15 protein-coding genes are annotated in these 19195 nt (G+C 71.7%); 5 read left to right on the top strand and 10 right to left on the bottom strand.

Going from position 1 to position 19195, the window contains the following annotated elements:
• Positions 1 to 2 precede the first annotated feature (2 nt).
• The 9 genes from AQI95_RS27825 to AQI95_RS27785 form a co-directional block, all read right to left on the bottom strand.
• A complete protein-coding gene (locus AQI95_RS27825; protein WP_067129577.1) occupies positions 3 to 1553 on the bottom strand; it encodes a GMC family oxidoreductase in 1551 nt (516 codons plus the stop codon).
• Between the two features lie 52 nt (positions 1554 to 1605).
• Positions 1606 to 3177, bottom strand: coding sequence for an APC family permease (locus AQI95_RS27820; RefSeq protein ID WP_067129574.1), 1572 nt, complete (start codon positions 3175 to 3177; stop codon positions 1606 to 1608).
• Positions 3178 to 3196: 19 nt separating this feature from the next.
• The gene (locus AQI95_RS27815) at positions 3197 to 4663 is read right to left on the bottom strand and encodes an aldehyde dehydrogenase family protein (protein WP_067129571.1); all 1467 of its coding nucleotides are present in this window, start codon (positions 4661 to 4663) and stop codon (positions 3197 to 3199) included.
• Positions 4656 to 5786 carry an aromatic ring-hydroxylating oxygenase subunit alpha gene (locus AQI95_RS27810; protein ID WP_067129568.1) on the bottom strand — a complete coding sequence of 377 codons (1131 nt, stop codon included), beginning with the start codon at positions 5784 to 5786 and terminating at the stop codon, positions 4656 to 4658. Before AQI95_RS27810 ends, AQI95_RS27815 begins: the two co-directional genes overlap by 8 nt.
• On the bottom strand, positions 5783 to 6952 hold the full coding sequence (gene solA / locus AQI95_RS27805; protein WP_067129565.1) for an N-methyl-L-tryptophan oxidase: 1170 nt from the start codon (positions 6950 to 6952) through the stop codon (positions 5783 to 5785). The genes AQI95_RS27810 and solA overlap by 4 nt, the downstream gene beginning before the upstream one ends.
• Positions 6953 to 6962: 10 nt before the next feature.
• On the bottom strand, positions 6963 to 9425 hold the full coding sequence (locus tag AQI95_RS27800; protein ID WP_067129559.1) for a GcvT family protein: 2463 nt from the start codon (positions 9423 to 9425) through the stop codon (positions 6963 to 6965).
• A 44-nt stretch (positions 9426 to 9469) separates the two neighbouring features.
• Positions 9470 to 10090: an MBL fold metallo-hydrolase gene (locus tag AQI95_RS27795; RefSeq protein WP_067129556.1), complete on the bottom strand. Its 621-nt coding sequence runs from the start codon at positions 10088 to 10090 to the stop codon at positions 9470 to 9472.
• A complete protein-coding gene (locus tag AQI95_RS27790; protein ID WP_067129553.1) occupies positions 10087 to 11172 on the bottom strand; it encodes an S-(hydroxymethyl)mycothiol dehydrogenase in 1086 nt (361 codons plus the stop codon). Before AQI95_RS27790 ends, AQI95_RS27795 begins: the two co-directional genes overlap by 4 nt.
• 235 nt (positions 11173 to 11407) lie before the next feature.
• Positions 11408 to 12247 (bottom strand): IclR family transcriptional regulator, encoded by an 840-nt coding sequence (locus tag AQI95_RS27785; protein ID WP_208614282.1) that lies wholly within the window; start codon positions 12245 to 12247, stop codon positions 11408 to 11410.
• A gap of 320 nt (positions 12248 to 12567) precedes the next feature.
• Here AQI95_RS27785 and AQI95_RS27780 point away from each other — a divergent pair, with 320 nt between their 5' ends.
• Both AQI95_RS27780 and AQI95_RS27775 read left to right on the top strand, forming a co-directional pair.
• On the top strand, positions 12568 to 12891 hold the full coding sequence (locus AQI95_RS27780; RefSeq protein WP_067129550.1) for a bifunctional 3-phenylpropionate/cinnamic acid dioxygenase ferredoxin subunit: 324 nt from the start codon (positions 12568 to 12570) through the stop codon (positions 12889 to 12891).
• 130 nt (positions 12892 to 13021) lie between these two features.
• Positions 13022 to 14209 carry an NAD(P)/FAD-dependent oxidoreductase gene (locus AQI95_RS27775; protein ID WP_208614281.1) on the top strand — a complete coding sequence of 396 codons (1188 nt, stop codon included), beginning with the start codon at positions 13022 to 13024 and terminating at the stop codon, positions 14207 to 14209.
• 76 nt (positions 14210 to 14285) lie between these two features.
• Here the strand turns inward: AQI95_RS27775 and AQI95_RS27770 are convergent, their stop codons facing one another.
• The gene (locus tag AQI95_RS27770) at positions 14286 to 14816 is read right to left on the bottom strand and encodes a hypothetical protein (protein ID WP_067129547.1); all 531 of its coding nucleotides are present in this window, start codon (positions 14814 to 14816) and stop codon (positions 14286 to 14288) included.
• Between the two features lie 416 nt (positions 14817 to 15232).
• Here AQI95_RS27770 and AQI95_RS27765 point away from each other — a divergent pair, with 416 nt between their 5' ends.
• From AQI95_RS27765 to AQI95_RS27755, 3 genes are read left to right on the top strand one after another with little or no spacing between them, the layout of a single operon-like run.
• Positions 15233 to 18328, top strand: coding sequence for a sensor histidine kinase (locus AQI95_RS27765; protein WP_067129545.1), 3096 nt, complete (start codon positions 15233 to 15235; stop codon positions 18326 to 18328).
• The gene (locus AQI95_RS27760) at positions 18325 to 18759 is read left to right on the top strand and encodes a roadblock/LC7 domain-containing protein (protein ID WP_067129542.1); all 435 of its coding nucleotides are present in this window, start codon (positions 18325 to 18327) and stop codon (positions 18757 to 18759) included. The genes AQI95_RS27765 and AQI95_RS27760 overlap by 4 nt, the downstream gene beginning before the upstream one ends.
• A gap of 9 nt (positions 18760 to 18768) precedes the next feature.
• Entirely contained in the window at positions 18769 to 19164 is a 396-nt protein-coding gene (locus AQI95_RS27755; protein ID WP_067129540.1) for a DUF742 domain-containing protein, read from the top strand.
• The last annotated feature ends 31 nt before the right edge of the window (positions 19165 to 19195 follow it).

Below are 19195 nucleotides of genomic sequence, written 5' to 3'. Positions count from 1 at the left end.
CGTCAGCCGTCTTCCTTGACGAGGTCGGCGCACTTCTCGCCGATCATCATCGTCGTGATGCACGGATTGACGGCGATCAGGTCCGGCATCACCGAACCGTCGGCGACCCGCAGCCCCTCGACCCCCTTGACCCGCAACCGCGCGTCGAGCGGGGCCGACGGGTCGTCGTCGGCGCCCATCTTCACCGTGCAGGACGGGTGGTAGACGGTGTTGTGCGTCTTGTGGATGTAGTCCAGCAGCTCGTCGTCCGTCCGGACGTCCTCTCCCGGCGCCAGCTCGGCGCCCGTCCAGCCGCTCAACGCCGGCTGCGCGGCGATCTTCCGTGCGAGCTTCAGCCCGTACGTCATCACCCGCACATCGTGCTCGTGCGTGAAGTACCGCGGATCCACCTTCGGCTTGTCGCGGAAGTCCCGGGTCCGCAGGCGTACCGTGCCGCGCGACTTCGCCTTCGTCACATTGGGCGTCAGACAGAACGCGTTCTCCGAGGTGGGATAGCCCCAGCGGGCGGTGTTCAGGTCGAACGGCACGGAGCCGTAGTGGAACATCAGGTCGGGCCGATCCAGGCCGGGCTCGGTGTCGTAGAAGACGCCCGCTTCCCACCACTGGCTCGACGTGGTCGGCATGGGCTGTTCCGCCTCCCACATGATCACGCCCTCGGGGTGGTCCTGGAGGTTCTCGCCGACGCCGGGGGAATCGACGACGACGTCCACGCCGACGTCGCGCAGCTGCGCGGCAGGGCCGATGCCGGACAGCATCAGCAGCTTCGGGGAGTCGATCGAGCCGCACGAGACGATCACCTCACGCCGGGCCCGTACCGTGCGGGTGTGCACCAGATCGGGGTCCAGATACTCGGCGCCCACGCACCGGCGACCTTCCAGCACCAGCTGTTTCGCGCGCACCCCCGTCCGGACGTCCAGATTCCGACGCCGGCCCATCACCGGGTGCAGATAGGCGACGGACGAGGACTGGCGGACGTTGCTCTCGTCGGAGTTGATCTGGAACCAGTTGGCCCCGCGCACCACCGTGGTCCCGGTGTTGAACGGGACCGTGGGTATCCCGGCCTGGGCGCACGCCTGAAGCAGGGCCGCGCCGCACGGGTCGCCGCCCTTCAGCGTGCGCAGCTTCACCGGGCCGGTGCGGCCGTGGTGGTCGCCGGGCGCGTCGTTGTTCTCCAGCCGCCGGTAGAGCGGGAACAGGTCGGCCGCACTCCAGCCCGTGCAGCCCGCGGCCGCCCAGTCGTCCAGGTCCTCCGCCGGTGCCCAGAAGGCGATGCAGGAGTTGTGCGAGGAGCAGCCGCCCAGCACCCTCGCCCGCGCGTGCCGCATGAAGCTGTTGCCGGTGGCCTGCGGTTCGACCGGGTAGTCCCAGTCGTAGCCGGACTCCAGCAGGCCCATCCAGCGTTCCAGTCTGAGGACGGCGTCGTCGCCGACGTCGCTCGGCCCCGCCTCCAGCACACACACCGTCACGGACGGATCCGCCGAGAGCCGGGCCGCCACCACGTTGCCCGCCGTGCCGCCGCCGACCACCACGTAGTCGAACTCATCGATGCTCATGTGACCTCCTTGCCGGCCGCGATCAGCCGAAAGCAGTAGGAATCGGTCAAGGTCAGTCGGCCGCCGGAGCAGTGGCGGAAGCCGCGGGTCCGGCGGACGTGGTCTCCAGCCGATGCTCGGCGAGCACGCCGGTGCGGTGGCGCTGGACGAACCAGTAGTAGGCGAAGCCGCCGCCCGCGATCACCGCGACGAACAGCACCGCGCCCCAGCGCAGATACCAGTGGGACGGCGCGGTCGCGTTGTAGACCGCCGTACGCGGCCAGATCAGATTGACCGTCATGGCCGCGCCCCACACGACCGCGACGATGTTGACGAGCAGTCCCCAGCGGCCCAGTGAGAATCTGCCCCCGCCCGCCGGCTGCCACCGGCCGCGCAGCCGCGCCACCAGCATCGGCGCCGTGACGCCCAGGTAGGCGAGGTAGATCATGATGATGCCGATGCTGGTGACGACCGTGAAGATCTGCGGCTGGCGGATGTTGACCACGAGGATCGCGAGCGCCAGCACACCGATGATCACGGCCGGCAGGACCGGGGTCTTGAAACGCGGGCTGACCCGGGCCAGCAGCGCGGACGCGGGCAGGTTGTTGTCCCGGGCCATGGCGAACGCCAGCCGGATCGCCGCCGTGTGCACGGCCAGCGCGCACACCGTGACCGCGATCAGCACGCACCACAGCATCCCCTTGCCGGCCGTCGGCCCGAGGACGTCGAGCACGACGTACTGCAGACCGTCCGTGGACAGCTTGTCGCCCTTCAGGCTGGAGACGCTCATGAGCGCCAGGAGGAGCACCAGACCGCCCAGGACGAAGGAGGCGACGATCGCGCGGATGATGGCGCGCGGGGCGTTGCGGGACGGGTCCAGGGACTCCTCGCCGAGCGAGGCGGCGGTGTCGAAGCCGTACATGACGTACGCCGAGGCCAGCGAGGCCACCAGGAAGGCGCCGAGATAGCCGGTCGAGTAGCCGGCGCCGGTGTGGTTCGTCTGCATGACGACTTGAGGGCCACGAGTGATGTGGACGGCGAACAGGATGATCAATACGACGGTGGCGATCAACTCGATGAAGACACCGGCGGTGTTGATCGTGGCCATCAATTTGACGCCAAATGCATTGATCAATGTGGTGAAGAGAATCAATACGCCCGCCAGGACGACCGCGTTGGTCGCCACGTCGTACTTGCCGGTGCCGTCCCCGACGAACTGGAACGTGGACGAGATCTGCGGCAGCGTCAACTGGTAGGCCAGCGCGACCGCCGCGATGGACACGATGGACGCGATCAACATCATCCACCCGGCCAGCCAGCCGAGATGCGGATTGCCGATCTTCTTCGACCAGTTGTAGACCGAGCCGGCCACGGGGTAGCGGGCGGCGAGTTCGGCGAAGCACAGGGCGACCGCGAACTGGCCGAGGAACACCATCGGCCACGACCACCAGTAGGCCGGACCGCCGCTGCCGTAGCCGAAGTAGAACAACTGGAAGGTGCCGGTCAGGATCGAGATGTAGCTGATGCCGGCGGCGAAGGTGTGGAAGTTGCCGAGCGTGCGTTTGAGTTCGGGTCGGTAGCCGAACTCGGCGAGTTCGGCGTCGTCGTGGTGGTGCGGTCCTGGTGATTGCTCCGTGGTGGTCATGAGCGGACTCCTCCGGCTGTCAGTCGAACCAGCCCTGCGGTGTCGGCGCGGTGGTGCGCCAGATGTGCTTCGTCTCGCGGTACTCGGCGAGCCCCGCCGGTCCGAGTTCACGCCCGAACCCGGACTGCTTGTAACCACCCCATTCGGCCTGGGGCACATACGGGTGGTAGTCGTTGATCCAGACCGTGCCGAGGCGCAGGCCCGCCGCGACGCGGGCGGCCCTGGCCTCGTCGCCGGTCCACACGGCGCCCGCGAGGCCGTAGACCGTGTCGTTGGCGAGTCGCACGGCCTCCTCCTCGGCGACGAACCGCTCGACGGTCAGGACCGGTCCGAAGGACTCCTCCCGGACCACCGACATCCCGCTCGTGCACGCGTCCAGGACGGTCGGGAGGTAGTAGAAGCCCTCGTCGAGGCCTGGGCCGGTGGGCCGGGCGCCGCCGCAGCGCAGCACCGCGCCCTCCTCGACGCCCTTGGCCACATAGGCCTCGATCTTCGCCCGGTGGGCCGCCGAGATCAGCGGCCCGGTCTGCGCGCGTTCGTCGAAGGGGCCGCCCGGCCGGATCAGCCGGGCCCGGCGTACGACCTCGTCCACGAACCGGCCGTGCAGCGCGTCCTCGACCAGCAGCCGGGCCCCGGCCGAACAGACCTGCCCGGAGTGCAGGAACACCGCCGTGAGCGCCATGTCGACGGCAGCCTCGAAGTCGGCGTCGGCGAAGACGATGTTGGGGTTCTTCCCGCCGAGTTCCAGCGCGACCTTCTTCACCGTGCCGGCCGCCGCGGCCATCAGCCGGCGGCCGGTCCGCAGACCGCCGGTGAAGGAGACCAGGTCGACGTCCGGATGATCGCCGAGCGGGGCGCCCGCCTCCGGACCGGACCCCAGCACCAGGTTGGCCACGCCCGCCGGCAGCCCCGCCTCGGCCAGCAGCCCCATCAGGTGGATGGCGGTGTGCGGGGTCAGCTCGCTCGGCTTCAGCACGAAGGTGTTGCCCGCCGCGAGGGCCGGGGCGACCTTCCACGCGGTCTGCAGCAGCGGATAGTTCCAGGGCGTGATCAGGGCGCAGACGCCGACTGGTTCGTAGACCACTCGGCTGTCGACGTCCGCCCGACCGGTGTCGATCACCCGTCCGGTCTCGCTCGCGACCAGCCGCCCGAAGTAGCGGAAACAGTTGACGACGTCGTCCACGTCGTACCCGCTCTCCACCCACCGCTTGCCGGTGTCGAGAGATTCGGCGCGGGCCAGGGTGTCCCGATCGCGGACGAGGAGGTCCGCGACCCGAAGGAGCAGGTCGCCGCGCTCCTGTGCCGGTGTGCGCGGCCAGGGGCCGGTGTCGAAGGCACGCCGGGCCGCCGCGATCGCCTCCACGGTGTCCTTGCCGCCGGCCTCGTCGACGACCCCGACCGGGCAGCCGTCGGCCGGGCAGCGGATCTCCCGGGTGCGCGCGTCCAGGGCGGCGCGCCACGTGCCGTCGATGAAGAGATCAGGCATCGGCGCCTCCCAGTCGGCCCAGCAGCCATGCGTGGAAGATCCCGATGTGGTGCTCGTTCGGGACCAGGACCCCGCCGTCGCGGTACGCGCGCGAGGACATCGCCGGCTGAGTGCGCTCGCACGCCTCGAAGTCCTGCACGTTGACCCGGTGGAACAGTTCCACGGAGTGCGACACGTCCGCCCCGGACGCCACCACCTCCGGCGCGTACAGCCAGTCGCACTCCACGACCGTGCGGTCCTCGGCCAGTGGGAACATCCGGTGCAGGATGACGTGGTCGGGCACCAGGTTGACGAACACGGTCGGCTTGACCGTGATCGCGTAGTAGCGGCGGTCCTGGTCTGCGCCGACCTCGGGCAGCCTGGCGAAGCCCGGACTGCCGTCGACCGTGAATCCCTTGATCCGCGTACCGAACTCGGCGCCATGGCCGACGTAGTACTGGGCGGCGTATCCGTCGGCGAACTCCGGGAGCACCTCGACCAGTTCGGGGTGGATCGTCGCGCAGTGATAGCACTCCATGAAGTTCTCGACGATCAGCTTCCAGTTGGCCTTCACGTCATAGGTGACGCGCCGGCCGAGGGCCAGCCGCTCGGCGCCGTAGTGCTCGATGGCGGCCGCATCGCCGAGTCGCTCCACGGCCGCGGAGATCACGGTGCCCTCGAAGGAGGGCGGCTCGTCGGCGAGACACACCCAGGCGTAGCCGAGCCATTCACGCAGGGCCACCTTGATCAACCCGTACGCGACTCGATCGATGTCCGGCATCTTGATCAAGTTGGGCGCGGCGATCAACTTGCCGTCGAGATCGTACGTCCATGCGTGGTACGGGCACTGCAGATTGCGGCGCACCTCGCCGGACTCCTCGGTGCACAGCCGCGCGCCCCGGTGCCGGCACACGTTCAGGAAGGCACGAAGCTCACCCGTACGCGTGCGGGTGATGACCACGCTCTCGCGGCCCACCTGGACCGTGCGGAAGGCGCCCGGCCCGTCCAGGTCGGCGCTGCGGACCGCGCAGAACCACAGGGACTCGAAGAGCTTCTCCTGCTCCTGCCGGAAGATGTCCGGGTCGGTGTAGTAGCGGCCCGGAAGCGTCGCGATGAGGCTCGAAGGCAGCGGGATCGTCGTCACGGGCGTGCTCCTCGGGCGGGCGCGGCGGCGAGGCGGGCGGGGTCGAACAGGCCGATCGGGTGCGCGGTGGAGCCGGTCAGGGCGAGGTCGGCCAGGATCTCGCCGACGACCGGCACGAACTTGAAACCGTGCCCGGAGAATCCGCAGGCCACGGTGACCGACTCCGCGTGGGCGGGGTGCCGGGCGATCACGAAGTGCTCGTCGGGCGTGTTGGAGTACATGCAGGCGGCGGCCTTCAGGAAGCTGCCCGGCAGGTCCGGGATGCAGCGGGACATGTGGTCCGCCATGGCCCGTACCTCGTCCTCGTGCACCGTCCGGTCGATCGTCTCCGGGGTCGTGACCCGGCCCCTTCTGAAGAAGGCGACCTTGGCGCCCCCGTCCGGGCCGTCGATGGCCGGGAAGCCGTACACCTGGACGCCGGCCGCGTCCTCCCAGACGTAGATCGGGTGGTTCTCGGGCCGGAACGGCCCGATGCCGCCCGTCGGCCGGAACCAGTACATGACCTGCCGCTCGATCGTGAACGGCACCCCGATGTCGGTGAGCAGCTGGGGCGCCCAGGCGCCCGGGCAGATCACCAACTGGGCGGCCGTGTACGTGTTCTCGGCCGTGTGCACCCGCACGCCGTCCCGGTACGGCTCCCAGCGTCGCATCGGTTCCTCGAAGTGCAGCTCGGCGCCCTGGCGGGTGGCCAGCTGAAGGTGTGCGGCGACGGTGTTCTCCGGGCGGAGCAGGCCTGCCTTCTCCTCGTAGAGGGCCACCTCGTCGTCGGCCGGGGCGAGCGTCGGGAAGCGGCGGCGGATCTCCTTGGCGTCGAGCATCTGGTGCGGCAGGTCCCACTGCCGGGCCGAACGGAGCGAGCCGGCGACGGTCCGCGACTCCGGCCGCCCGACCATCACACCACCACTGAGGATCGCGATCTCCCGGCCGGTGGCCCGCGCCAGCTCCTCGTACAGCTCGTAGGCGCGCAGGAGCAGCGGTACGTAGGCGGGGTCCTCGAAGTACGACTGCCGGGTGACCCGCGAACCGCCGTGGCTGGAGCCGCGGCTGTGCACCGGGCCGAACTTCTCCAGCCCGAGCACGCGGGCACCGCGCGCGGACAGATGGTGGGCCGCGGCGCTGCCCATGCCGCCGAGACCGATGACGATGACGTCGTAAGAGGGGGACATCGGGCGTCTCCTAACGGCGGATCCGGGTCATCTTCGGGTCGAACAGCGGCTCCTCGGCGACGGTGGCCGCCACCTTCTCGCCGAAGTACTCGATGTGGACGCCGGCCCCGGCGGTGAGGCCCGCCGGAAGCCAGGCGTAGGCGACACAGCACCCGAGTGTGTAGCCGTACGACGCGCTGGTCACGTAACCGGCCGGGGCGCCGTCGACGAAGACCGGCTCCTTGCCGAGGACCACCGCGGCGGGGTCGTCGAGGAGGAGCGGGGTGAGCCGGCGGGAGGGCGCTGCGGCCCGCTCCAGCGCGGCCCTGCCGACGAAGTCCTCCTTGTCCATGCGGACCGCGAAGCCGAGGCCCGCCTCGAACGGATCGTGCTCGTCGGTCATGTCGGTGCCCCAGGCGCGGTACCCCTTCTCCAGGCGCAGGGAGTTGAAGGCGGAGCGCCCGGCGGCGACCACACCGAGGTCCTGCCCGGCCGCCCACAGGGTGTCCCAGAGCCGCAGGCCCAGGTCGGCCGTGGTGTACAGCTCCCAGCCCAGCTCCCCGACGTAGCTCAGACGCATCGCCGTCACCGGGACATGGCCGATGTACGTCTCCTTGGCCCGGAAGTAGCCGAAGCCCTCGTGGGAGAAGTCGTCGCCGGTCAGCGGCTGGACGAGGTCCCGGGCGAGCGGGCCCCAGACGCCGATACAGCAGGTGCCGGAGGTGATGTCCCGGACCTGGACGTCGCCCGGCGCGTGGCGCAGCAACCAGTCGAGATCCGCGGGGGAGTTGGCGCCGACCTGGAAACGGTCGGGCGCGAGCCGGGCGACGGTGAGATCGGAACGGATGCCCCCGGTCTCGTCCAGGAGCAGGGTGTAGGTGACCGCGCCGGGCTTCTTGCGGAGGTTGTTGCTGGTCATGCGGTCGAGGAAGGCGAGCGCGCCGGGGCCGGTCACCTCCAGGCGGCGCAGCGGGGTCATGTCGTACAGGGCGACCTTCTCGCGGGTCGCCCTCGCCTCGGCGGCGGCGACGGGAGACCAGTGGCGGGCCGACCAGGCGTCGCGTTCGGGCAGGTCACCGAGGGCGTCGACGAGCGGGGCGTTCGCCTCGTACCAGTGCGGACGCTCCCAGCCGGTGCCCTCCAGGAAGAAGGCGCCCAGCTGCTGCTGGCGGGCGTGGAAGGGGCTGACCCGCAGGGGGCGCGGCTGGTCCATCGGCTGCAGGGGGTGCAGGACGTCGTACACCTCGACGAACTGCTGTGCACCGCGCTCACGGACGTACGCCGGTGACCGCTGCGCCTCCTCGAAGCGTGTGAGGTCGCACTCGTGCACGTCGAGGGAGGGCCGCCCGTCGACCATCCACTCGGCCACCGCCTTCGCCACCCCGGCGGAGTGCGTCACCCAGACCGCCTCGGCCAGCCAGAATCCCCGCAGCCGCCGGGTCTCGCCGAGGACCGGCATACCGTCCGGGGTGAAGGAGAACACCCCGTTGAACCCGGTCTCGATCTCGGTATCGCGCAGGGCGGGCAGCAGCCGACGGCAGTCCTGCCAGCTCGGCGCCCAGTCCTCCTCGGTGAACGGGTACGACGACGGCATCTCCCTGTTCTGCGCGCGCGCCTCGTCGTAGGCGAGCACGGCGAACGGATCGACCGGCAGCGGCCGGTGCGCGTACGAGCCGATGCCGATGCGGTCGGTGTGCTCGCGGAAGTACAGGTCCCGGTCCTGGAAGCGGAGGATCGGCCGCGCGGCCTCGGCCGTGGCACCGCTCAGCCCGGGCAGCGGCCGGGTCTTCGCGTACTGGTGCGCGAGCGGCTGCAGCGGTACGTCGACCCCGGCCATGCGGCCGATGACCGGCCCCCAGAACCCGGCCGCGGAGACGACCCGGTCGGCGGGGAAGGTGCCCCGGTCGGTGACCACGGCCGTGACATGGCCGTCCTGCTGCTCGATGCCGGTGACCGTGTGGCGGTCCAGGAAGCGGGCACCGCGCGCGGTGGCCCGGTCCATCTGGGCACCCGCCGCGAGGACGGCTCGGGCCAGGCCGTCGTCAGGGGTGTGGAAGCCGCCGAGGACGATCGACTCGTCCAGCAGCGGCCAGAGTTCCTTGCAGCGGGCCGTGCTCACGATCTCACCCCGGATGCCCCAGGAGGCGGCGTAACCGGCCCGGCGGTGCAGTTCGGCCAGGCGTTCGGGGGTGGTGGCGAGTTCCAGGCCACCGACCTGGTGGAAGCAGGAGACGCCGGCGGCTGCCAGGGAGCTGAACTTCTCGACGGTGTACCGGGCGAACTCGGCGAGTGTCCTGGACGGGCTGGTCTGGAAGACGAGCCCGGGGGCGTGCGAGGTGGAGCCGCCGGGGGCGGGCAGGGGGCCCTGTTCGAGGACGGTGACATCGGTCCAGCCACGGGCGGTCAGCTCGTCGGCGAGGGAGCAGCCGACGATGCCGGCGCCGATGACGACGACGCGCGGGCCGTGGCCCTGGGGTGTGGGCGTGCTGGTCATGCCCCTCCTTGTGGTGGCGGGGATGGCAGGTGCGGGGAAGTCGCTCACGTGGTCGGGACGTTCGGCCGCTCGGCCGCGATCGTCGTGTCCCGGCCGTGCCCGGTGTGGACGACGGTGCCGCCCGGCAGGGTGAGCAGCCGGGCCCGGACGGACGCCTCGAGGGCCGGGCGGTCGGAGTACGAGCGTCCGGTGGCGCCGGGACCGCCGTGGAAGAGGGTGTCGCCGGTGAGGACGGCGTCCAGGAACGGGACGTACAGGCAGCAGCTGCCCCAGGTGTGGCCCGGGGTGTGCAGGATCTGGAGTTCGATGTCGGCGACCGTGAGGCGGCGGCCGTCGGTCAGCTCGCCGTCCGGCCCCCGGTCGGGGTGGGTGCGGGACCACAGCTCGTGGTCGTCCGGGTGGAGCAGGACGGGCGCTTCGGTGCGGGTGGAGAACGCGACCGCCGCGCCGATGTGGTCGTCATGGGCGTGGGTGCAGACGACGGCGGTGCCCCGGCGGCCCGCCGTGGCGCGATGGATCGCCTCGGCGTCGTGCGCGGCGTCCACGACCAGGACCTCCTCGTCGTCACCGACCAGCCAGACGTTGTCGGCGACGTCGAAGGTGTCGCCGTCGAGGCTGAACGTGCCGTGCGTGACGACGCGTTCGATCCGTGCGGCCCCCTTCACAGCACGACCACCGAGCGCAGCACCTCGCCCCGGTGCATCTTGCCGAACGCCTCCTCCACCTGGTCCAGGGCGATCGTCTCGGACACGAACGCGTTGAGGTCGAGCAGGCCGTACAGATACTGGTCGATCAGGAACGGGAAGTCCCTGCTGGGCAGGGAGTCGCCGTACCAGGAGGACTTGATCGCGCCGCCGCGCGAGAAGACGTCGATCAGCGGGAGTTCGACCTTCGTCTCGGGGGACGGCACACCGACCTGGACCAGCACACCGGCATGATCGCGCATGTAGAAGGCCTGCTCGAAGGTCTCGGGTCTGCCTACCGCGTCGATGGCGATGTCCACGCCGTGGCCGTCGGTGAGCGCCCGGACCGCCTCGATCGGATCGGTGCCACGGGAGTTGACGGTGTGGGTGGCGCCGAACTTCTCCGCCTGGTCCAGCTTCTTGTCGTCGATGTCCACGGCGATGACCTTCATGGCGCCGTTCAGACAGGCGCCCGCGATGGCCGCGTTGCCGACGCCGCCGCAGCCGATGACGGCGACCGAGTCACCGCGGCCGACCTGGCCGGTGTTGACCGCGGCGCCGTAACCGGCCATCACCCCGCAGCCGATGAGCCCGGCCGCCTCGGGCCGTGCGGCCGGGTCGATCTTCACCGCCTGACCGGCAGCGACCAGCGTCTTCTCGGCGAAGGCGCCGATGCCGAGGGCGTTGCTGAGCGGGGTGCCGTCCGGCAGGGTCATCGGCTGCGCGGCGTTGCGGGAGTCGAAGCAGTACCAGGGCCGGCCACGGCGACAGGAACGGCAGCTGCCGCAGGGTGCCCGCCAGGCCAGCACCACGTAGTCACCGGGTGCGAGGTCGGTGACGCCCGGGCCGACCGCCGCGATCGTGCCGGCCGCCTCATGGCCCAGCAGGAACGGGAAGTCGTCGTTGATCGCGCCCTCCCGGTAATGGAGATCCGTGTGGCACACCCCGCAGGCCTGCACATCGACCAGCACCTCACCGGGGCCCGGATCCGGGACGACGATGGTCCGCACCTCCACGGGTGCGCCCTTCTTCACAGCGACTACGGCACGGACCTCGTGTGGCACGACAAGCTCCTCTGCTGTTGCGCATTGCACGATGGGTTGCGCGATGAGGAACATATTGAGAACGGCGTCACGGAGCCGTCAAGGGGTGCGCGTTAACCCTTGGCAAAGGGAACCTGTGGGGCGAAACCTCTCGGACACACGGCTCGCAGGCACGACGGCGCGGGACCGGGAACGTCCCGGTCCCGCGCGGTGGTTGCTGCTCTGCGACGGGGTGCGCGCGTCCGCGTCGGTCCGGTCAGAAGCCGTAGCCCATCCGGCGCGACAGCTCGGCGCCGGCCGCCACCGTCCGCTTCGCCACATCCGGCAGCCGGTCCGGATTCAGCCGGTACACCGGCCCCGAGACGCTGATCGCGGCGATCACCCTGCCGTCGTGCGCACGCACGGGTGCCGCCACGGCGGCCAGCCCCAGCTCCAGCTCCTCGATCGTGATGCCGTAGCCCTGCTCGACCACGGCCTCCAGCTCGGCGCGCAGCATGGCCGCGCCGGTGATCGTACGGTCCGTGAACCGCGGCAGCGTGCGCGCGAGCAGACCCTCGCGCAGGGTGGGCGACATGTGCGCGAGCAGCACCTTCCCGCTGGAGGTGGCGTGCAGCGGGGTACGCCTGCCCAGCCAGTTCTGCGCGGTGACCGAGGCCGTGCCGCGGGCCTGCATGATGTTGACCGCCGCGTCGTCGTCGAGCACGGCGATGTTCACCGTCTCGCCCAGCTCGTCGGCGACCTCACGGCAGACCGGGACGCCCTCCTGGGAGATGTCCAGCCGTACGGCCGCCGCCCCCGCGAGGCGCAGCACGCCGGCCCCCAGGTAGTACTTGCCGCGGTCCTTCGCCTGGGCCACCAGGCCGCGGTTCTCCAGGACACCGAGCAGCCGGAACGCCGTGGACTTGTGCACGTCCAGCTCCTCGGCGATCTCGGTGACGCCCGCCTCGCCGTGCCGGGCGAGGATCTCCAGCACACTCACGGCGCGGTCCACCGACTGCACCGCGCTGGCCGCACCGCGGCCGCTCTGCCTCTCCGGGGCCCCTGGGGTCTTGGTGGTCTCCTCGTTGCGGTCGGACTGCTTCTGCGTGCGGGTCATGGCTCAACTCTCACCACCTGTGGGCCCGGTTCGGGCCGCATCTGCGGGAAGCCCTTGACGCGACGGTCGTCCCGCCCGGATTCTGTTGCGCATAGCGCTCGCTTATGCGCCATACGAAACATCATGTTACCGAAGCGTCCGGATCCCGGAAGGGTGCCGGACCACTCGGACCACCCCGTACCACCCGGACCGCTGCCGGTCCGCCATTCCCTGAGCGCTCCACCGGGCCGGACCGCCGCAGGTCCGGACTCCGGTCTGTCATCCCTGACGCCTGCATCGAGCAGGTCCGGAACGAGTGTCCCGGACCGAGAGGGGGGCCCGTGATTCCCGTCTGCCGCCTCGAAGACCTCCCCGAGGGCGAGTCCGTCCGCATCGACACCTCACCGCCCGTCGCCGTGTTCCGCACCGAGGACGGCGGGCTGTACGCCATCGACGACACCTGCACCCACCAGGACGCCTCCCTCTCCGAGGGCTGGCTGGAGGGCTGCCTGGTCGAATGCCCGCTGCACGCCGCCTCCTTCGACCTGCGCACCGGGGAGCCGACCTGTCTGCCGGCCCGGCGCCCCGTACGCACCCACCGCGTCACCGTCGACGACGGCGTCGTCCATGTCCACCTGGACGCGGAGAAGGGCACGGCGGCATGAACGCCCGCCTCGTCGGTCGTAGCCGTGTGACCACGGCCGCCCGGCCCGCCGGCGGGCCGTCGCCGTGCCGCCCCGACGGCGCGGCATCCGCGCGCCGCCGCCTCGCCCCCGACCCGAGGAGCCGTGCCGTATGAGGACCGTGACCATCGTCGGCGCCTCCCTCTCCGGGCTCTACGCCGCCCGGGAGCTGCGGGCCCAGGGCTTCGACGGCCGACTGGTGATCGTCGGCGAGGAACCCCACCGCCCCTACGACCGGCCTCCCCTCTCCAAGGACTTCCTCACCGGCCGCACCGGCGAGGATCGGCTCGCCCTCACCGACGCCGAGGAAACGGCCGGACTCGATGCCGAGTGGCTGCTCGGCGTCCGCGCCCGCGGGCTCGACACCCGCGGCCGCACGGTCCTCCTCGACGACGGCCGCACCGTCTCCACCGACGGCGTCGTCATCGCCACCGGCGCCACCGCCCGTCGGCTCCCCGGCGACCACCTCACCGGCGTCCACACCCTGCGCACCCTGGACGACGCCCGCGCCCTGCGCGCCGACCTCGCTCGGGGACCCCGCCGGGTCGTCGTCATCGGCGGCGGCTTCATCGGTGCCGAGACCGCGTCCTCGTGCGCCCGGCTCGGCCACGCGGTCACGGTGGTCGAAGCCGCGCCGCTGCCGCTGGTGCCTCAACTCGGCCCGGAGACGGCCGCCGTGTGCGCCGCCCTGCATCGGCGCGGCGGGGTGGAGCTGATCACCGGAACCGGTGTGGGCGGCCTGCACGGCGCCGCCGCCGTCACCGGTGTCGCCCTCAGCGACGGTCGCACCCTCCCCGCCGACACCGTGATCGTCGGCATCGGCGCCGCTCCCGCGACCTCCTGGCTGCTGGGTTCGACGCTCGCCCTGCACGACGGCGTGCTCTGCGACGACGGCTGCGCGACGGCCCTGCCCCAGGTGGTCGCGGTCGGCGACGTCGCCCGCGTCGGTGGCACCCGGGCCGAGCACTGGACCTCCGCCACCGAGCAACCCCGCGTCGCCGTGACCAATCTGCTCGCCGGACGCACCCTCGCGACGGTCCGCACCCTGCCGTACTTCTGGTCCGACCAGTACGGCTCCCGCATCCAGTTCGCGGGGCACCGCCGCGACGGCGACACCGTCCGCCTCACCGAGGGCGAGTGCACCGACGACGGTCCCGGTGAGGCGGGCTTCCTCGCCCGCTACGAACGGGACGGCCGCACCGTCGCCGTGCTCGGAGTCGACCGGCCCCGCGCCTTTCTGCGGGCCCGGCGCGAACTCCAGCGGGACGAGCGGGAACGGGCCGTACCGGCCGCGCTGTGACGGCGGGCCCGGCGCGCGGTGGCGGGTCGGGCCCGGTGCCGGCCTGCTCGGCCGGGCCGGACCCGCAGGCCCCGGCTCAGAGGTGGGAGAGCTGCCCGCTGCCGCCCCGCCGGCGTATCCGCTCCTGTTCGCGCAGGGCCGCCCGCTCCGCGCGCCGACGGGCGCGCCGCTCGCGGCGCAGCGCCCGTGCCGTGCTGCTCGGCTCGGAGACCACGCCGTACCGCTGGTTCCACACCTGGCGGGTCACCCAGACGTCGACCACGGCCCAGGTGGCCACCACCGTGCTCGCCACGCTGCTGATCACCATGGGGAACGCCAGCCAGGAGTCGGCCATCGTGCACAGGAACGCCACCATCGCCTGGATCAGCGTCACCGCAATGATCAGAACCGCCCGCACCGCCGCCGTACGCACCGGATCCGGCATCGGATGGCGCTCGGCCGGCTCCTCGACCCACAACGGACGGCAGCTCTGCTGCTGTTCGCCGGCGAACTCCCGGGCACGCCCCTGCGCCGGAATGTCGCGATCCGATGCCGTGAGCCCCCGCCGTGCCGCCGGGTGTCCCGCCCTGCTCTCCTCGGGCGCCTCGCGCCGCTCCGCCGTCCCCATCACCGTGCCCCTCCCCACTGCCGGCAGCCAGCCCCGGCGTCACACGACTCGGACTCCCCAGTGGCTGCCCGGCTTGCGCTGTTTTACGCCGCCGGGGTGCGGGATGCGGCTCCTGTGGCCCATTCCGCACCCATTTCCCGTAGAGAAGGACGAACGAGATCGGCTGAAGATTCCCCGTCTTCGAAAAATTCCAGCCAACCGCCTGGCCGCTACATCGCGGTCCCAGGGGGCGCGCGTAGCCGGATCGCGGTGGCAATCTCCCGCAATGCCCGGACAACTCGCCACGTCTCGCCGCCGGAGCGGAAGTTCACCCTCCGGACATGTCTTCGAGTTAAGTGTGGGGCGGTAGTAGGCTCGCGCCGTTTGTTGACGCACATGTACACCCCCGACCGGCGGGGGTCGAGCTGGGGGAGGCCATGCGCTTTCGCGGGAAGTCGATCCGCCGGAAGATCGTGGCGCTGCTTCTCGTGCCGCTGGTGTCCCTGACCGCCGTCTGGGGCTTCGCAACGGTACTCACAGGGCGCGAGGTCGCCCGGCTGTTCCACGTCACGGACGTCAAGCAGGACGTCGGCTACCCCGCCGACGACATCGTCCGCACGCTGCAGCAGGAGCGTCGCCAGACCCTCGTCTACCTCGCCGACCCGCGGGCGGCCGACGCTCTCACCGCGCTGCAGCGCACCCGCACCGCCACCGACGGGGCGGTCGCCAAGCTCCAGAAGAACGCCGGCGACCACGACGTCCTCGACGGCCTGGACACGAACGGCAGCGAACGCCTCGCCGCCGCCCTGGACGCCTTCGACGGCCTCGACTCCCTGCGCCGCAGCGTCGAGCAGGGCACGGTCACCCGCGCTCAGGCCTTCGACCTCTACAACCGCCTCGTCGACCCCTGCTTCACACTGCTCACCGCCCTCGAAGGCATCGACGACGTCCAACTGGACGCGCAGGCGCGCGCGATGGTCAATGTCAGCCGCGCCCGCGAACTGCTCTCCCGCGAGGACGCCCTGCTCGGCTCCTCCCTCGTCGTCGGCACGCTCACCCGCGCCGAGACCCGTGACATCTCCGACCTGGTCGCCCAGCGCACCGTCCTGTACGACGTCAGCCTGCCGCTGCTGCCCTCCGCCGAACGCGACCGCTACCAGCGCTTCTGGAAGGACGCCACCACCGCCCCGCTGCGCACGGCCGAGCAGACCGTCGTCGACACCGACTCGGGCACCCCGCCCGGGGTCACCGCGCAGAGCTGGGACTCCGAGGCCGCGGGCGTCCTGGACGAACTCGGCACCCTCGACGACCACGCGGGCGACCGCTTCCAGGCCCGTACCCGCCCGGTGGCCATGAGCGTCATCCTGCAGGCGGCCGTCGCGGGCCTCCTCGGGCTGCTCGCGCTCGTGTTCTCCATCGTCCTGTCGGTCCGGATCGGCCGCAGCCTCATCCGCGACCTGCGCCAGCTGCGCCTGGACGCGCACGAGGCCTCGGGTGTCCGGCTGCCCAGCGTGATGCGCCGCCTGTCCGCCGGCGAACAGGTCGACGTGGAGACCGAGGTGCCGCGCCTGGAGTACGACAAGAACGAGATGGGCGAGGTCGGCCAGGCCCTCAACACCCTGCAGCGCGCCGCCGTCGAGGCCGCCGTGAAGCAGGCCGAACTGCGCTCCGGTGTCTCCGAGGTCTTCGTCAACCTCGCCCGCCGCAGCCAGGTGCTGCTGCACAAGCAGCTCACCCTGCTCGACACCATGGAACGCCGCACCGAGGACACCGACGAACTCGCCGACCTGTTCCGCCTGGACCACCTCACCACCCGTATGCGCCGGCACGCCGAGGGCCTGGTCATCCTCTCCGGCGCGGCGCCCTCCCGGCAGTGGCGCCGCCCGGTGCAGCTCATGGACATCGTGCGCGCCTCCGTCGCCGAGGTCGAGGACTACGAACGCATCGAGGTGCGGCGCCTGCCCCGGGTCGCCGTCACCGGACCGGCCGTCGCCGACCTCACCCACCTCGTGGCCGAACTCCTGGAGAACGCCACGGTCTTCTCGCCCCCGCACACCGCCGTACAGGTACTCGGCGAGCGGGTCGCCAACGGCTTCACGCTGGAGATCCACGACCGCGGTCTCGGTATGACGGCCGAAGCTCTCCTGGACGCCAATCTGCGCCTCGCCGAGACCCCCGAGTTCGAGCTCTCCGACACCGACCGGCTCGGCCTGTTCGTGGTCAGCCGGCTCGCCCAGCGCCAGAACGTCCGGGTCTCCCTCCAGCCGTCGCCCTACGGCGGCACCACCGCCGTCGTCTTCATCCCCGACGCGCTGCTGAGCGACGACGTACCGGACACCAACGGCCTCGGCTTCCGCCTCGACCGGGACCGCGGCGGGAAGGGGCCGGGGCAGGCCGCGGGCCGTGCCGTCGGACGGTCCACGGGACCGGTGCAGCTGCCCGGCCTGCCGACCTCGCTGCTGGACGGCCCGGTCGAGCTGGAGGCGCCGGTGGACCTCGACGCCATCGACGACTTCCCCGGCGTCCTCGGTGAAGAGGACAGCGAGCGCGGCGGACTGTTCCGCCCCCGCCGCTCCCTCTCCCGCGCCGACGACCCTGCCGCCTCCCCTTCCGGCGACCGCGCGCCGCGCGGAGCGGACGGCGATCGCGAAGCACGCGAGGCGGACGGCGACCACGGGCTCGTACCGCTGCCGCGTCGGCAGACCCCCAAACTGGTCAGCTCGCACGGCAAGCCCGTCACCGACCAGCGCTCCCGCCGCGACGACGGCGACCAGCAGCCCTCCACCGCGCCCCATCGCCCCGACACCGGCGCACTGGCCCCGCTGCCCGCCCGCCGCCGCACCACGGCCCCCCGCCGCCCCACCGAGCCCACCGGCGACCGAGCCGAGGGGCGTGGTGCGGCTCCCGCCGAGGGCGTCGAGCGAGCCGAGGGACGCGGCACCGCCCCCGCCGCGGGCACCGACGCCGTGTCCGGCGTTCCCGCGCTGCCCCGGCGCACCCGGCCCGGCGCACCCGCCGGTGCGGGACCGGACGCCCCGGGGCAGGCCGGTGCCGGCACCGCCGAGTTCACCGACGAGCGGGCGGGTTCCAGCGGCGAGACGGCTCGGCCCGGCGGCGAAGAACCGCGTCTGCCCGGGGCAGCGGACCGGCCCACCGGCGAAGCCCTGCGTCCGGATGCCCACGCGAGCCGGCCGACGGGCGAGGTGGCCCAGCCCACCGCCCCGGCCATCGGCGCAGACAGCGCCTCAGCGCCCGGCGCCGACATCGCCCCTGCCTCCGATGCGGGCGCCGAGCCGGCCGTCGGCCCCCTGCCCCGGCGGGTGCGGCAGGCCAGCCTGGCGCCTCAGCTCAAGCAGGACACCGCACGGCCCGCCGAACGCGCGGCGGGGCCCCCGGACCGCGACGCCGACGAGGTCCGTAGCAGGATGGCCTCGCTGCAGCGCGGCTGGCAGCGCGGACGTCGGGAGAACGCCGCGGGCGAGGGCGACCAGAACGGCACCGCAGAAGGAACGACTAAGGGGGACGGTCGATGACCGCACCGAAGGCGACCGGCCACACGGAGACGAACAAGGGGGAGCTGAACTGGCTCCTGGACGATCTGGTCGACCGGGTCGCCAGCATCCACAAGGCCGTCGTGCTGTCCGGCGACGGCCTGCCGACGGGTGTCTCCAAAGACCTGACCAGGGAGGACAGCGAGCATCTGGCCGCTGTCGCATCCGGCTTCCACAGCCTCGCCAAGGGCGTGGGCCGTCACTTCGACGCGGGTAGCGTCCGGCAGACGGTGGTGGAGCTGGACGACGCCTTCCTCTTCGTCACCGCCGCCGGGGACGGCAGTTGCCTCGCCGTCCTGTCCGACGCCGACTCCGACGTGGGACAGGTCGCCTACGAGATGACGCTCCTGGTCAAGCGGGTCGGCGTGCACCTGGGCGCGGCCCCGCGCACCGATCTGCCGGCAGGCGGGTAGTGGGATGACATGAGCGAAGACGGTCAGGGAAGAAACCACTGGTTCGACGACGACGCCGGACCGGTCGTCCGCCCGTACGCCATGACGCGTGGCCGCACCTCGAGTCCGGCCCAGCACCGGCTCGATCTGATCGCGCTGGTCGTCACGGAACCGGACGCGGGCGATCCGGAGGCGGACCCGACGCTGTCGCCCGAGCACGTGGAGATCGTCGGGCTCTGCCGTGACGCACCGCAGTCGGTCGCCGAACTCGCCGCCGAACTCGCCCTGCCGATCGGCGTGGTAAGGGTGCTCATCGGCGACCTCGTGCACGCGGAACTGGTCCACGTCACGCGCCCGGTGCCGCCGGCCGAACTGCCGGACGAGCGCATTCTGCGCGATGTGATCAGCGGCCTGCGGGCGCTGTGACGGGCGCGGGAGGGGAGTACCGACGTGACGG

The organism is Streptomyces yokosukanensis, from assembly GCF_001514035.1.
Classification (GTDB): domain Bacteria; phylum Actinomycetota; class Actinomycetes; order Streptomycetales; family Streptomycetaceae; genus Streptomyces; species Streptomyces yokosukanensis.
This window is presented reverse-complemented; position numbering and strand designations above follow the sequence as displayed.

What these genes read in the sequence shown, in the direction of transcription:
- AQI95_RS27765 (WP_067129545.1), top strand. Translation starts at nt 15,233, where the DNA reads ATGCGCTTTCGCGGGAAGTCGATCCGCCGGAAGATCGTGGCGCTGCTT.
- AQI95_RS27775 (WP_208614281.1), top strand. Translation starts at nt 13,022, where the DNA reads ATGAGGACCGTGACCATCGTCGGCGCCTCCCTCTCCGGGCTCTACGCC.
- AQI95_RS27770 (WP_067129547.1), bottom strand. Translation starts at nt 14,816, where the DNA reads ATGGGGACGGCGGAGCGGCGCGAGGCGCCCGAGGAGAGCAGGGCGGGA.
- solA (WP_067129565.1), bottom strand. Translation starts at nt 6,952, where the DNA reads ATGTCCCCCTCTTACGACGTCATCGTCATCGGTCTCGGCGGCATGGGC.
- AQI95_RS27820 (WP_067129574.1), bottom strand. Translation starts at nt 3,177, where the DNA reads ATGACCACCACGGAGCAATCACCAGGACCGCACCACCACGACGACGCC.
- AQI95_RS27755 (WP_067129540.1), top strand. Translation starts at nt 18,769, where the DNA reads ATGAGCGAAGACGGTCAGGGAAGAAACCACTGGTTCGACGACGACGCC.
- AQI95_RS27785 (WP_208614282.1), bottom strand. Translation starts at nt 12,247, where the DNA reads ATGACCCGCACGCAGAAGCAGTCCGACCGCAACGAGGAGACCACCAAG.
- AQI95_RS27800 (WP_067129559.1), bottom strand. Translation starts at nt 9,425, where the DNA reads ATGACCAGCACGCCCACACCCCAGGGCCACGGCCCGCGCGTCGTCGTC.
- AQI95_RS27815 (WP_067129571.1), bottom strand. Translation starts at nt 4,663, where the DNA reads ATGCCTGATCTCTTCATCGACGGCACGTGGCGCGCCGCCCTGGACGCG.
- AQI95_RS27760 (WP_067129542.1), top strand. Translation starts at nt 18,325, where the DNA reads ATGACCGCACCGAAGGCGACCGGCCACACGGAGACGAACAAGGGGGAG.
- AQI95_RS27825 (WP_067129577.1), bottom strand. Translation starts at nt 1,553, where the DNA reads ATGAGCATCGATGAGTTCGACTACGTGGTGGTCGGCGGCGGCACGGCG.